This window comes from Pseudomonas sp. R84 (assembly GCF_009834515.1).
In the GTDB taxonomy this organism is placed as follows: Bacteria; Pseudomonadota; Gammaproteobacteria; order Pseudomonadales; family Pseudomonadaceae; genus Aquipseudomonas.
Genome location: NZ_CP019426.1, coordinates 491,378 through 506,054, shown reverse-complemented (window position 1 = coordinate 506,054; position 14,677 = coordinate 491,378). Strand labels below are relative to the sequence as shown.

The following is a 14,677-nucleotide window of genomic DNA, read 5'->3' as shown; positions in this document are numbered from 1 at the left end:
TATTAACCTTTAAGCTGAGCCAGGGCGCGGTAATCCGCTCCCAGCGTGGCCTGTAGAACCTCTTTCGGATAATCGTCGGTCACTACCGCTTCGCCCATCCGGCGCAGCAGCACCAGGCGCAGACGACCGTCGATCACTTTTTTGTCGATTGCCATGTGTTGAAGAAAATCGGCTTCGGTCATTTCAGTTGGCGGCACCACCGGCAGGCCAGCGCGCTGGAACAGACGAATACCGCGATCACGCTCCTGCTCGCTGATCCAGCCGAGCCGCGCGGACATCTCCAGCGCCATCACGGTGCCAGCCGCGACCGCTTCCCCGTGCAACCAGACACCATAGCCCATGTGGGTCTCGATGGCGTGGCCGAAGGTGTGGCCGAGGTTGAGCGTGGCGCGCACCCCGGTTTCCTTCTCATCGGCACCGACCACCGCAGCCTTGGCTGCGCAAGAGCGCTCGATCGCGTAAGTCAGGGCTTTCTGATCCAGCGCCCGCAGGGCATCGACGTTGTCTTCGAGCCAGGTCAGGAACGGCTCATCGCAGATCAGACCGTACTTGATGACTTCGGCCAGACCGGCGGACAGCTCGCGCTCTGGCAGGGTTTTCAGGGACGCCGTATCGATCAGCACCACGTTCGGCTGATAGAACGCGCCGACCATGTTCTTGCCCAGCGGATGGTTGATGCCGGTCTTGCCGCCCACCGACGAATCGACCTGGGACAGCAATGTGGTGGGAATCTGGATGAAGTCGACGCCGCGCTGGTAACAGGCAGCGGCGAAACCGGCCATGTCGCCGATCACACCGCCGCCGAGGGCGATCACTGTGGTGCGGCGATCATGACGGGCGGTCAGCAGACCGTCGAAGATCAGTTGCAGGGTTTCCCAGTTCTTGAAGGCTTCGCCGTCCGGCAGCACCACGGAGATCACCGAGTACTGCGCCAGGCTGCGAGTCAGACGTTCGAGATAGAGCGGCGCAACGGTCTCGTTGGAGATGATTGCCACCTGCCGCCCATGAATATGCGGTGCCAGCAACTCGGGCTGATCCAACAAACCTTCGCCAATATGAATCGGGTAGCTGCGCTCGCCTAGATCGACCTTGAGTGTCTGCATGTGTCCCCACAGTGAAGATGGAAGCAGGCGTCCTGCCCTGAATTATTGGTTATCTGCGGCCTATAGCGGGTATGACGCCGCTCGCACGCCATCCGCCACAACCTCGGCGGGCTGTGACAGGACGCCGAGGATAGCGCATTTCGAGCGATGCTTTAACGGGGAGGCAACTGCGCCAGACGATCGAGAATATCGAGTACGACCATGCGTGGCGGCCGTTCGTCGGTTTCCACCACCAGATCGGCGATTTCCCGATAGAGCGGATCACGAATCGCCAGCAGGTCGCGCAGGGTTTTCTCCGGATTGGCAGTGCGCAGCAACGGTCGATTGCGGTCACGCGAAGTGCGGCCGACCTGCTGCTCGACGGAGGCGTGCAGATACACCACTCGCCCGCCCTCATGCAGGGCTTTGCGATTGGCATCGCGCATGACTGCACCACCGCCGGTCGCCAACACCACGCCATCGAACGCGCACAGCTCGGCGATCATCGCCTGCTCACGGTCACGAAAGCCGGGTTCGCCTTCCTTGTCGAAGATCCACGGGATATTGGCGCCCGTGCGCAGCTCAATTTCCTTGTCGGAATCTTTGAACGGCAGGCGCAGCTCTTTGGCCAGTAACCGGCCGATGGTGCTTTTACCAGCACCCATCGGTCCTACAAGAATCAAATTTCGCACAGAATCAACGACTCACAGCAATCGCCTGGTTATTCATGATACGTGGTGTGAGAAATACCAGCAGCTCGGATTTTTTCTCCGAAACCACATCACGCCGGAAAAGGCGGCCAAGATACGGCACATCGCCAAGAAATGGCACCTTATCTACGACCTTGCTTTGAGTATTTGAGAAAACACCGCCAATCACGATGGTTTCGCCGTCGTTGACCAGCACCTTGGCGTTGACCTCGTTTTTCTTGATCGGCGGCACATCCTGCACTTTGTTCAGGTAATCCGGTTCGTCCTTGGTGACCTTGACCTCCATGATGATGCGGTTGTCGGGGGTGATCTGCGGGGTGACTTCCAGTGACAGCGAGGCCTCCTTGAACGACACCGACGTCGCGCCGCTTGAGCTGGCTTCCTGATAAGGAATCTCGGTGCCTTTGAGGATTTTTGCGGTTTCCTTGTCGGAGGTGACCACTTTCGGCTGCGAGACGATTTCACCGTTGCCGGTTTTCTCCATCGCTGTCAGCTCGAGATCGAGCAAGACATTGTCAGTGATGAAGGCAATGCCGATCCCCGAGGTATTACCCACGGTCCCCATGTCGACGAACGGCGAGTTGGTGCTGGTGCTGCCTGGTGTGCCGATGGTGGTCGATGAGCCATTACTGACGCCCGAAGTGTTCCAGTTACCCTTGTTCTGGATCGACCCGCCCCAGCGTACGCCCAGGCTTTTGTCGTAATCGACGTTAGCCTCGACGATCCGCGCCTCGATCATCACCTGACGCACCGGAATATCCAGCTGCGCCACGATCCGCCGCAGTTCGTCGAGACGATCCTGAGTCTGGTAGGCAATGATGTTGTTGGTTCGCTCATCGACGGTAATCGAACCGCGCTCATCGATTTTAGCCTCGGCACTGGTCACCGACTGGAACAGCTTGGCGATGTCCGCCGCCTTCGCGTAGTTCACTTGCAGCAGTTCACGGCGCAACGGCGCCAGCTCGGCAATCTGCTTCTGCGACTCCAGTTCCTGGCGCTCGCGGGCAGCGATTTCATCGGCGGGAGCCACCAGCAGCACGTTGCCGATCTTGCGTTTATCCAGACCTTTGGTTTTCAGCACCAGATCCAGCGCCTGATCCCACGGCACGTTTTGCAGGCGCAAAGTGATGCCACCCTGCACCGTGTCGCTGGCGACAAGGTTGAGGTTGGTGAAGTCGGCGATCAGTTGCAGCACCGAGCGCACATCAATGTCCTGGAAATTCAGCGAAAGCTTTTCGCCGACGTAAGCCTGACGATCGGCGTTGCGCTTTTGCAGGTCATCGACCGTCATAGGGCGGACGCTGACGGTCAGTTTGTTGTCGGTCTGGAAGGTCGAGTACTCGTAAGTACCACTGGGTTCAACGGTAATAACCGTGCGATCAGCGGTCACTCCGGCATTGACGAACTGCACCGGGGTGGCGAAATCCTTGACGTCAAGGCGCACCCGCAGCTTGTCCGGCAACTGCGTGCGGGCAAAGCTGAGGATGATCTTGCCGTCATGCTCCTGGATATCCGGGGCAATGGTCGGGTCGGACAGGTCGATGACGACATTGCCTTCACCTGCCGTACCGCGCTGGAAGTCCACACCGCGAATCGCCCGGTTTTTCGGCACAAAGGCCTTGGCGGGCGCAACCGCTTTAGCAGTAGCACGAGGTGCAACGGCAGCAGGACGCGGCGCCGCTGCCGGTGCGCCCTGACCGACCACCACGAACAGGTTATTGCCTTCGACCCGCGTGTTGTAAGGCGCCAGTTGCGTGAGGCTGACGATCAACCGAGTCCGATCCTTGGCCTCGACCACCGTGGCCGTGCGCGCATTGCCACTGCCCAGATCAAGATTCTTGCTGGCCAACTGACTGGCGACACCGGGCAGATCCAGGGCGATCCGCGCCGGCGATTCAGTGGTGTAGCCCTTGGGTTGCGGCGGCGGGCCGTCGAACGACAACTTCAGCTCGACGCGATCACCCGGCAACGCTGCCACATCCAGCGTCTTCAGATTGGCCGCGAGTACCATCGGCGACATCAGCGCTATCCATAGCGAAAAACCGAGGGTGGAGAAAATCCTGTTCATTGTTCGACTTCCACTATGAGTGCTCTTTCAAAGGAATGGTGCGCGGACGCTCCAGCCAGGCGCCTTCGCCGTCGGGAACGATTTCGACCACATCGACCTGGGTGGCACTGATGGCGACGATACGTCCGTCGTTGCGCCCCAGGTAATCGCCGACTTTCAACCGATGCACGCCGCCAGCACCGCGCAGCAGCGCGAAGGAGCCGGAAGCATTGGCAATCGTGCCGACCATCTCGAACTGCTCGATGTTGAAACCTTCGAGGTATTGCTTGACCCGGTTGGGGTCGGGTTTGACGTTGCGTGACCCGTGTTTCTGCCCGGCCAGATCAACGCGCACCTGTCGCGAGAACGGACTGCGCAGGTTGGCCGCGCTGTAAGTGAATGTTGGGTAAGACCGGAATGTCGGGGTTGGTTCAATCTTGCCTGCCGGGCGCAGGCGCACTTCATTCAGGTAGGCGTCGAGGTCACTGAAGTCATCGCTGCCACCACAACCGTTCAACGCAAGCAGCGTCATCGACAACGCGATACAACGAATCGGGCTCATTTCTGCAGCCCCTTGTCGTTGTACCGGTAGGTCTTGGCAAGGATGCTCATGCGTAACTTCGGCCCGCCTTCTTTATCTGCAGGCGCCAGTTCGAAGTCATGCAGGGTAACGATGCGCGGCAGGCCGGCCACGCCGCTGACGAAGGTCGCGAGGTCGTGATAGGCGCCGGTGACGGTGATCTGAATCGGCAGCTCTATGTAGAACTGCTGAGTGACCTCCGGCAGCAGTTTGATCTCTTCAAACTCCAGACCACTGCCCAGGCCAGTGCGGGTGATGTCCTCGAGCAAACCCGGCACTTCGGTGTCACTGGGCAATTGCCGCAACAACACGCCGAAGGTGTTTTCCATCTCCTTCATTTGCTGGGTGTACAACTCAAGATTGGCTGACAGGCGAGCCTTGCTGGCGAACTGCTCCTTGAGCGCGGCCTCTTCCTCGCGCTTGGCCTCCAGCTGGTTCTCCATATCACTGATGAAAAAGTTATAGCCAAACGCCAATACCAGCACCATCAACAGCGCCCCGGCGATGGCTTTCACTGCCGCCGGCCACGAGCCGATGTTGCTCGTATCGAGGTCGTTGAAATCGATATCGCGCAGACTTTCCAGCCATTCGGACGGCTTCATTGCTCGTCCTCCAAGGTCTTGGGCTGGGTCTGCCGAACGGTCAGTTCAAAGGTGTTGGCCTCATCCACCTGGCCTGCGGTCGTCGCTTTCACCTCATTGAGGCTCGGCGCGTCGAACCAGTCGGAGGCATCCAGATTACGCATCAGCTCGGAGACCCGGTTGTTCGATTCTGCAGCACCGCTGATCGACAGAGTCTTGCCAACCATCTTCACGTCGGTGAAATACACCCCGTCCGGCAGCGAACGTGCCAGTTGATCGAAGATCCGCCCGCTGATCTGCCGGTTGCCCTGCAAGTCCTGGATGATGCGCATGCGTTCGACCAGTTGCTGACGGCGCGCCTTGAGATCGCTGATCTGTCTGATCCGTTCGTCGACCACGGCGATCTGCTTGCCGATGTAGTCGTTGCGCGCCACTTGCCGCTCAATGGCCGCACTGATGACCTGATCGGCAATCAGCACCGCACCGACCGAGCCGACGACAACACCGATCAAGGCCAGCAGGAAGTGTTTGCGCCGTTCTTCACGGCGCTCTTCGCGCCAGGGCAGGAGGTTGATCCGCGCCATCAGTCGAAACTCCTGAGCGCGAGCCCGCAGGCGATCATCAGGGCCGGCGCGTCACTGGCCAGCGCCCCGGCGTTGACCTTGCTGCTCAAGGCCATGTTGGCAAACGGGTTGGCCACTTGCGTTGGCGTGTTCAGGCGCTGCTCGATCAGCCGATCCAGCCCGGATACCGACGCCGTGCCGCCAGCCAGCAGAATGTGGTCGACCGCGTTGTATTGCCCGGAAGCGAAGAAGAACTGCAGCGAGCGCGAAACCTGCTGGACCAGCGCCTCTCGAAACGGCTGCAAGACCTCGCTGATGTAATCATCGGGCAGGCCGCCCTGTTTTTTCGCCAGCCCCGCCTGCTCGAGGGTGAGGCCATAACGCCGCTGGATCTCCTCGGTCAATTGCCGACCGCCAAACAATTGTTCGCGGGTGTAGATGATCTTGCCGTTGTGCAAGACGCTAAGGGTGGTCATGGTCGCGCCGATATCGACGACGGCGACAGTGAGCCGCTCTTGCGTGGCCGCCAGTTGCGTGGCGAGCAACCCGAAAGAGCGCTCCAGCGCATAGGCTTCGACATCAACGACCCGCGCAGTCAGCCCGGCGAGTGCCAGCGCCGCTTCACGGACTTCGACGTTTTCCTTGCGACAAGCTGCCAGCAGCACGTTGACTCGTTCAGGGTTGCGCGGCGAAACGCCCTGGACTTCGAAATCGATGGCGACTTCGTCCAGCGGATAGGGAATGTATTGGTCGGCTTCGATCTTGAGCTGGTTTTCCAGTTCGTCGTCGGTCAGCCCGGCGTCCATTTCGATGACTTTGGTGATCACGGCGGAACCGGCCACCGCGACCGCCACGCTTTTGAGCCCGGTGCGCGCCTTGACCAGCACCCGGCTCAGGGCCTGGCCGACGCCTTCAAGCTCGGCGATGTTCTTTTCGACCACGGCGTTGACCGGCAATGGCTCTACCGCGTACGCCTCGACCCGGTAGCGATCACCCTGACGGCTCAGTTCCAGCAGCTTCACTGACGTAGAGCTGATGTCGATCCCCAGTAACGTATTGGTCTTTTTATTGAAGAGTCCCAGCACTACCAATTCCCTATGACTTTCCGTGAGTTACGGACTCTGTAATACGCATTGCGTTCCTTCACCCCGTCTTGACAGAAGCGCAAATGACGCCCCCAGCAGAAAAGTGCTTATAATGCCCAGCGTTTTTTTCCGCTTTTTACTGCCTGCGCGGATGGTTCTGTGTGTAGCCGGAACCCCGTCGCCAAATTCATTCTTTGCACTGGATGTCCAAAAGCCTTGATTCGTCTGCTGAAATTTTTCGGTTGGTCCATCGTCGCCGTTTTCTGCGGACTGCTTTTAGGTCTCAGCGGCGCGTTTCTTTACCTTAGTCCGGGTTTGCCTTCTGTGGAGGCTCTGCGAAGCATTCAGTTGCAGATTCCATTGCGGGTCTACAGTAGCGACAACAAGTTGATCGCCGAATTTGGCGAAATGCGCCGCACACCGATCCGTTTCGCCGACATTCCGCCCAATTTCATTAATGCGTTACTAAGTGCTGAAGACGACAATTTCGCCAACCACTATGGCGTCGATCCGAGCAGCCTGATGCGTGCGGCGACCCAACTGGTCAAAAGCGGGCACATTCAGTCCGGCGGCAGCACGATCACCATGCAGGTGGCGAAGAACTTCTTCCTGACCAGCGAACGCAGCTTCTCGCGCAAAACCACCGAAATTCTGCTGGCCCTGCAGATCGAACGACAACTGACCAAGGACGAGATCCTTGAGCTGTACGTCAACAAGATCTATCTGGGTAACCGTGCCTATGGCATCGAGGCGGCGGCGCAGGTGTATTACGGCAAGTCGATCCGTGATGTCAGCCTGGCGCAGATGGCAATGATCGCCGGCCTGCCGAAAGCGCCGTCGCGCTTCAACCCGTTGGCCAACCCGGCGCGCAGTAAAGAGCGTCGCGACTGGATCCTCGGGCGCATGTACAAGCTCGGCAAGATCACCGAAGCGGATTACACCGCCGCGATCAACGAACCGCTGAACGCCAGCTATCACGTGCCGACCCCGGAAGTGAACGCGCCGTACATTGCCGAAATGGCCCGTGCCGAAATGGTCGGCCGTTATGGCAGCGATGCTTACACCGAAGGTTTCCGCGTCACCACCACGGTGCCGAGCAACCTGCAGGAAATGGCCAACACCGCGCTGCACGAAGGCTTGATGACCTACGACCAGCGCCATGGCTACCGCGGCCCCGAGTCGCGCCTGCCGGGCAAGACTCGCGAAGCCTGGGCCAGTGAGCTGACCAAACAACGCACCATCAGCAGCCTCGAACCGGCCATCGTCACTCAGGTCGACAAGAACGGTCTGCAAGTGCTGACCCGCACCGGCGAAGAACACGTCGCCTGGGACACCATGAAATGGGCACGACCGTTCCTCAACACCAACAGCATGGGCGCCAATCCGCGCCAGCCGTCGGATGTCGCGGCGGTCGGTGATCTGGTTCGCGTGCAGCGTCAGAAAGACAATTCGCTGAAATTCAGCCAGATTCCACAAGCGCAAGGTGCGCTGGTGTCGCTGGATCCGCAGAACGGTGCGATTCGCTCGCTGGTCGGCGGTTTCGCCTTCGAACAGAGCAACTATAACCGCGCGATGCAGGCCAAGCGTCAGCCGGGTTCGAGCTTCAAGCCGTTCGTCTACAGCGCTGCGCTGGACAGCGGCTACACCGCTGCCACGCTGGTCAACGACGCACCGATCGTGTTCGTCGACGAGTACCTGGACAAGGTCTGGCGTCCGAAGAACGACACCAACACCTTCCTCGGCCCGATCCGCTTGCGTGAAGCGCTTTACAAGTCGCGTAACCTCGTATCGATCCGCTTGCTGCAGGCGATGGGCGTGGGCAAGACCATCGACTACATCACCCGCTTCGGCTTCAACAAGCAGGACCTGCCCCCAAACCTGTCGCTGGCGCTGGGCACCGCAACGCTGACACCGATGGAGATTGCCACCGGTTGGAGTACGTTCGCCAACGGCGGCTACAAGATCACCCCGTACATCATCGACAAGATCGAAAGCCGTAACGGCGACACGCTGTTCGTCGCCAACCCGCCGACTGTGCCTCAGGGTGGTTCGGCGACGGACGGTATCGCGGCACCGAATACCGAATCCTTTACGGTCAACGCCGCACCGGTTGCGGGTGAAGCGCCAGGCAACGCAGCGGTACCGCAAGCGCCGGCCGTGGCTGAACGAATTGTCGACGGCCGCACCACGTATATCCTCAACAGCATGTTGCAGGACGTGATCAAGCTCGGCACCGGCCGTCGCGCATTGGCCATGGGCCGCAGCGATATCGCCGGTAAAACCGGTACCACCAACGAATCGAAAGATGCCTGGTTCTCTGGTTACAACGCCGATTACGTGACCACGGTCTGGACCGGTTTCGACCAGCCGGAAAGCCTCGGCCGTCGTGAGTTCGGCGGCACCGTGGCGCTGCCGATCTGGATGAACTACATGTCGGCTGCGCTCAAGGACAAGCCGCCGCACGTGCAGCCTGAGCCGGAAGGTTTGCTGAGCTTGCGTGTGGATCCGGTCAGTGGCCGTGCGGCGACGCCGAGCACGCCGGGCGCGTACTTCGAGCTATTCAAGTCCGAAGACACGCCGCCGTCGGTGAATGAACTGGGCAATGGTACGGCGCCGGGCAGCCCGTTGCCGGCGGATGAGCAGGCGCCGATCGATTTGTTCTGATCCAGCGGCATTGAAAAGCCCCGCCTTCGATTGAAGTGCGGGGCTTTTTTATGGCTGAAGATCAACAGCCCCTCACCCTAGCCCTCTCCCGGAGGGAGAGGGAACTGATTGGGGGATGCTGGTGAGGGATGCCGACCTGAACGTGCTGTGCCGAATCCATAATCGACACCACTCTTTCAGGTCGGCATATAACCCCAGACGACTCGGTTAGTCCCCTCTCCCTCCGGGAGAGGGTTAGGGTGAGGGGGCTCTTGATCTTCAGGCAATAAAAAGCCCCGACTCTCACGAGCCGGGGCTTTCGGTTGAAGCGCTACAACGACTTAGCCGTTGAACACGTCATCCACGCTTTTCAGCGGGTAGTTCTTCGGATACGGCAGGGTCGCCACACCAGTCTCGATCGCGGCCTTGGCTACAGCGTCGGAGATCAGGGTGATCAGGCGCTTGTCCATTGGCTTCGGAATGATGTACTCACGGCCGAATTCCAGCGGCGCGCCACCGTAGGCATCGCACACGTCCTGTGGAACCGGCAGCTTGGCCAGTTCACGCAGGGCGTTGGCAGCAGCCACTTTCATTTCTTCGTTGATGCGCTTGGCGCGAACGTCCAGGGCACCACGGAAGATGAACGGGAAGCCCAGTACGTTGTTGACCTGGTTCGGGTAGTCCGAACGGCCGGTCGCCATGATCACGTCGCTACGGGTGGCGTGCGCCAGTTCCGGGGAGATTTCCGGATCCGGGTTCGAGCAAGCGAACACGATCGGGTTGGCCGCCATCGACAGCAGGCCTTCAGCGCTCAGCAGGTTCGGACCGGACAGACCGACGAACACGTCAGCGCCTGCCAGTGCGTCAGCCAGGCTGCGCTTGTCGGTGGCGTGAGCGAATACTGCTTTGTACTGGTTCAGGTCGTCACGGCCGGAGTGGATCACGCCGGTACGGTCAACCATGAAGATGTTTTCGATGCGTGCGCCCATGCTCACCAGCAGTTTCATGCAGGAGATGGCGGCAGCGCCGGCGCCCAGGCAGACGATCTTGGCGTCTGGCAGGGTTTTGCCGGCGATTTCCAGGGCGTTGATCATGCCCGCAGCGGTCACGATCGCGGTGCCGTGCTGGTCATCGTGGAATACCGGAATGTCGCACTGCTCGATCAGAGCACGTTCGATCTCAAAGCACTCTGGCGCCTTGATGTCTTCCAGGTTGATGCCACCGAAGGTGATGGAGATGCGTTTTACCGTGTCGATGAAGGCTTGCGGGCTTTCGGAGTCGACTTCGATGTCGAAAACGTCGATGCCGGCGAAGCGCTTGAACAGTACGCCTTTACCTTCCATCACTGGCTTGGAAGCCAATGGGCCGAGGTTGCCCAGACCGAGAATCGCGGTGCCATCGGAAATGACTGCAACCAGGTTGCCCTTGCCGGTGTATTTGTAGGCCAGTTCGGGATCGCGGGCGATCTCACGCACTGGTTCAGCTACGCCGGGGCTGTACGCCAGCGACAAGTCGCGAGCGGTAGCAGTGGCCTTGGTGAGCTCGACACTCAGCTTCCCTGGACGAGGATTGGCATGATATTCGAGAGCGGCAGTTTTCAGATCAGACATTTTGGCATTCCGCTTTTTACTGTTGGACAGACTGGTCAGCGAGGATACGCGCCTCGCAAAGTCCCCACAAGACTGAGCGGTCACCCCTGTCAAGCGCCCTGCCCTACGACTTTGGGCCAAGAGCCACGGCGCACAAGGGCTAGACTGTTCACAATCGACATAAAAAATGTCTACAATTTTTTCTTCAGCGCGGCGTTTGCAACATCGATGGATCGGTCAGCGGAAGTAGCCAACGCGACTGACCGGATTGCAATCCGCCGCGCCGCGAGCGATCAACGATCCAGCCGCGAGCCTCGATCTGCTTGCCTTTCAGCGCCTGCAACCGGGTATTGTCGAATTGTCCGACCAGATTGGGTGCAACGCGCAATACAAGCGCGTCCTGCAACTCGATCCAGATTCCCCCGCGATTGCGCTGAACCTTGCTCACACGCCCACTGACCACAGCAAAACCCGAGCGCTGGATCTGCTCCGCTTTCAGTACAGGAGACTGCCGCCAGAGGCCCAGCCCGGCCTTTCGCGCACTGCGTTCGGCGGCTTGCTGACAGGTAACAAGATCGACATTCGGCGCAACGGCGACCTGGAAACCGAGGCCATCGGCGAGCATCTGCGCTTCGAGATTGGCGCCGCTGGCGCTGTAAATATGCGCAAGCGTACGCCCGTAATGGTCTTTGGCTTGCTTGCCGGGGCGCAAACCGACACGTCCGCCGCTGGCATCGACCAGCGCTTGCAGGCGTTTGCGTGCCGCCACCGCGAAGGGTTCATCGCCGCGGCCCTGTTTGCCCAGCTCAGGCGTGTTGAGGCCGATCATCCGCACGCTGCGACCGTCGCTCAGGCGCAGCGTGTCACCATCGACCACGCGCTGCACCGTGACGCTGGTCAGCTGCGCAGGCGTCGGACAGAAAGCGTGCGCGCCGGACAGCCAAAACGCGGACACAAAAAAGGCGCCCGCAAGGGACGCCTTTTTCAGCAATGAGGAAAAGCCCACCGGGCCCTTCAACCTTACTCTGCAGCAGCAGGTTTCTTGCCGAAAGCACCGAAACGGTCTGCGAACTTCTGAACGCGACCACCGGTGTCCAGAGTCTTCTGCTTACCGGTGTAGAACGGGTGGCATTCGTTGCACACGTCGATTGGCAGAGCTTTGCCGAAAGTCGAACGGGTTTCGAACTTGTTGCCACAGCTGCAGGTAACAGCGATGACTGGGTAATTCGGGTGGATATCAGCTTTCATGGTGTCTTCCTCAGCTAGCGTGCCGCCATCCAACACTATTGTTGAATACCGCACGTAATTAGGCCGCGGATTCTACCAGACCTTTTCAAACACGCAAGCTGTCACCGAGACCGACCGTCTGCTAGGCTCCCGGCCCATTGCGCTGTCCCTGTGGGAGCGAGCCTGCTCGCGAAGACGATCTATCAGCCAGCATATTAGCCGCCTGACACACCGCTTTCGCGAGCAGGCTCGCTCCCACAGGTTATGTACGCAGTCCTTTTAATCGCCTGTTGATAGAGATCCCCCCGCGTGCCCGACGCCATCTTGCGCCTCGCCTTGCCTTCGCCCTTGCGCCGCCTGTTCGACTATCGGGCGCCGGCCGGCGTGCTGCGCGAACAATTGCAGCCGGGCATGCGCCTGCGGGTGCCGTTCGGCCGGCGCGAGATGATTGGCATTCTGGTCGAGGTCACGGACACCAGCGAAGTGCCGGTGGAGAAACTCAAACCGGCGCTGGCCCTGCTCGATGCCACGCCGCCGCTGCCACCGGCACTCTTCAAGTTGTGCCTGTGGACCTCGCAGTATTATCAGCACAGCCTAGGTGACACCCTGAACTGGGCACTGCCAGTCCTGCTGCGTCAGGGTGAGCTGGCCGAAGCCCGCCAGGAGCGTTTCTGGTCGATCACCCCCGGCGCCAGCCTTGATGATCCGCGCGTTGCCCGCGCGCCGCGTCAGCGTGAAGCACTGGCGACGCTGGCCCAGCACCCACACGGCGTCGCCCATCAGTTGCTGAGCAAACTGATGCTGAGCAAGGACAGCCTCGATCTGTTGCTGGCGAAAAATCTGGTGCAAGTGGAAATACGCCGCCATGCCCCGGGCGCGCGTCACGAACACTGGCTCGCTCAGCCGGAATTGCCGCTCAACGCCGAACAGCGCGCTGCCTATGAGGCGATCCGCGCCGGTTTCGACAGTTATCACGCGTTCCTGCTGGCCGGGGTTACCGGCAGCGGCAAGACCGAAGTCTATTTGCAACTGATCCGCGAAACCCTCGAAGCCGGCAAGCAGGCGCTGGTGCTGATCCCGGAGATCAACCTCGGCCCGCAGACCCTGGCGCGCTTCGAGCAGCGTTTCAACGCGCGGATCGCCCTGCTGCACTCGGCAGTCAATGACCGCGAGCGCCTCGACGCCTGGCTCGCCGCCCGGGATGGCGAGGCCGACATTATTATCGGTACCCGATCGGCGCTGTTTACGCCGATGAAGAATCCCGGGCTGATCATCATCGACGAAGAGCACGACGGCTCTTATAAACAGCAGGAAGGTTTGCGCTACCACGCCCGCGATCTGGCGCTGGTACGTGCCCGCCAGGAAAACATCCCGATCGTGCTGGGTTCAGCCACCCCATCGCTGGAAAGTCTGCACAACGCCTACACCGGCCGTTACGGTCTCCTACGCCTGAATGAACGTGCCGGCGGCGCCAAGCAACCACGCTTCCTGCGCCTGGATGTAAAAAGCCGCCCACTGGACAGCGGTATTTCCGGGCCGATGCAGCAAGCTATCGGTCAGACACTGGCAAACGGGCAACAGGTTTTGGTGTTCCTCAACCGTCGCGGTTTTGCACCGACGTTGCTGTGCCACGATTGCGGCTGGATGTCCGAGTGTTCGCGCTGCGATGCGCGGATGACCGTGCACCAGCGCTACGGCGAATTACGTTGCCACCATTGTGGCTATGTCGAGCGCACGCCGCGCCAGTGCCCGAAGTGCAACAAGGTTGATTTGCGGCCCGTGGGCGCCGGCACCGAGCGCGCCGAAGAACGCCTGGCGATTCTTTTTCCGGACTATCCGGTGCTGCGCGTTGACCGCGACAGCACATCGCGCAAGGACGCGATGAATCAATTGTTCGCGACGATTCAGAAGGGGCAGCCGTGCATTCTGGTCGGCACGCAAATGTTGGCGAAAGGGCACCACTTTCCACGAGTGACGCTGGTGTCGATCCTCGATGCCGACGGCGGTTTGTTCTCCGGCGACTTCCGCGCCAGCGAGCGCATGGCGCAGCTGATCGTGCAGGTGGCCGGGCGTGCCGGGCGAGCAGAAGAACCGGGCAAGGTGATCATTCAGACGCACCTCGCCGACCATCCATTATTGGTGCAGCTCACCGAACAGGGCTATTTCGCCTTTGCCGAACAGGCCTTGAGCGAGCGCCGGGCTGCCGGGTTGCCGCCGTTTGCGCATCTGGCATTGTTGCGTGCCGAAGCGCACAAGCCGGGGCAAGCAGAAGGCTTTCTCGATGAGGCGTGCAGCGAAGCCGAGCGCTTGCTGGCTGAGCAGAATCTGAGCGGGATCGAATTGCTCGGGCCAGTGCCTGCGCCGATGGAGCGCCGTGCTGGCCGTTATCGCGCGCAGTTGTTGTTGCAGGCGACGGCGCGGGCGCCGCTGCATCGGTTGCTGGCGAGTTGGTTGCTGGTGCTGGAGCAGATGCCGAGTGGGCGCGCGGTGCGCTGGTCGCTGGATGTCGATCCCGTCGATTTGTATTGAAATTCAAAAGATCGCAGCCTTCGGCAGCTCCTACAGGAAAA

At 60.3% G+C, this 14,677-nt stretch carries 12 protein-coding genes; 2 read left to right on the top strand and 10 right to left on the bottom strand.

Translation table 11 applies throughout. The annotated features are described in order from the left end of the window. Positions 1–2: 2 nt before the first annotated feature. The 7 genes from aroB to PspR84_RS02290 form a co-directional block, all read right to left on the bottom strand. A complete protein-coding gene (gene aroB / locus PspR84_RS02320) occupies positions 3–1,103 on the bottom strand; it encodes a 3-dehydroquinate synthase (RefSeq protein ID WP_160055114.1) in 1,101 nt (366 codons plus the stop codon). 152 nt (positions 1,104–1,255) lie between these two features. Beyond that, positions 1,256–1,774, bottom strand: a complete 519-nt coding sequence (aroK, locus tag PspR84_RS02315) for a shikimate kinase AroK (protein WP_011332081.1) — start codon at positions 1,772–1,774, stop codon at positions 1,256–1,258. A 4-nt stretch (positions 1,775–1,778) separates the two neighbouring features. Further along, positions 1,779–3,860, bottom strand: a complete 2,082-nt coding sequence (gene pilQ, locus PspR84_RS02310) for a type IV pilus secretin PilQ (protein ID WP_160055111.1) — start codon at positions 3,858–3,860, stop codon at positions 1,779–1,781. Positions 3,861–3,873: 13 nt separating this feature from the next. Then, a complete protein-coding gene (locus PspR84_RS02305) occupies positions 3,874–4,401 on the bottom strand; it encodes a pilus assembly protein PilP (RefSeq protein ID WP_160055109.1) in 528 nt (175 codons plus the stop codon). Further along, the gene (gene pilO, locus PspR84_RS02300) at positions 4,398–5,021 is read right to left on the bottom strand and encodes a type 4a pilus biogenesis protein PilO (protein WP_160055107.1); all 624 of its coding nucleotides are present in this window, start codon (positions 5,019–5,021) and stop codon (positions 4,398–4,400) included. The genes PspR84_RS02305 and pilO overlap by 4 nt, the downstream gene beginning before the upstream one ends. Further along, entirely contained in the window at positions 5,018–5,584 is a 567-nt protein-coding gene (locus PspR84_RS02295) for a PilN domain-containing protein (protein WP_160055104.1), read from the bottom strand. The genes pilO and PspR84_RS02295 overlap by 4 nt, the downstream gene beginning before the upstream one ends. Further along, entirely contained in the window at positions 5,584–6,648 is a 1,065-nt protein-coding gene (locus tag PspR84_RS02290; RefSeq protein ID WP_160055101.1) for a pilus assembly protein PilM, read from the bottom strand. Before PspR84_RS02290 ends, PspR84_RS02295 begins: the two co-directional genes overlap by 1 nt. Positions 6,649–6,864: 216 nt before the next feature. On the opposite strand from PspR84_RS02290, the gene PspR84_RS02285 reads away from it, so the two are divergent. Next, entirely contained in the window at positions 6,865–9,312 is a 2,448-nt protein-coding gene (locus PspR84_RS02285) for a penicillin-binding protein 1A (RefSeq protein ID WP_160055098.1), read from the top strand. 320 nt (positions 9,313–9,632) lie between these two features. Here PspR84_RS02285 and PspR84_RS02280 read toward each other — a convergent pair whose 3' ends face one another. From PspR84_RS02280 to rpmE, 3 genes are all read right to left on the bottom strand, one after another. Beyond that, a complete protein-coding gene (locus PspR84_RS02280; protein ID WP_038360054.1) occupies positions 9,633–10,901 on the bottom strand; it encodes a malic enzyme-like NAD(P)-binding protein in 1,269 nt (422 codons plus the stop codon). A gap of 184 nt (positions 10,902–11,085) precedes the next feature. Continuing rightward, positions 11,086–11,886, bottom strand: coding sequence for a thermonuclease family protein (locus tag PspR84_RS02275; protein ID WP_160055095.1), 801 nt, complete (start codon positions 11,884–11,886; stop codon positions 11,086–11,088). A gap of 14 nt (positions 11,887–11,900) precedes the next feature. Then, positions 11,901–12,128, bottom strand: a complete 228-nt coding sequence (rpmE, locus tag PspR84_RS02270) for a 50S ribosomal protein L31 (protein WP_007909403.1) — start codon at positions 12,126–12,128, stop codon at positions 11,901–11,903. 288 nt (positions 12,129–12,416) lie between these two features. Between rpmE and PspR84_RS02265 the strand changes: the two genes are divergently transcribed. After that, the gene (locus PspR84_RS02265; RefSeq protein WP_160055092.1) at positions 12,417–14,636 is read left to right on the top strand and encodes a primosomal protein N'; all 2,220 of its coding nucleotides are present in this window, start codon (positions 12,417–12,419) and stop codon (positions 14,634–14,636) included. Positions 14,637–14,677: the final 41 nt, after the last annotated feature.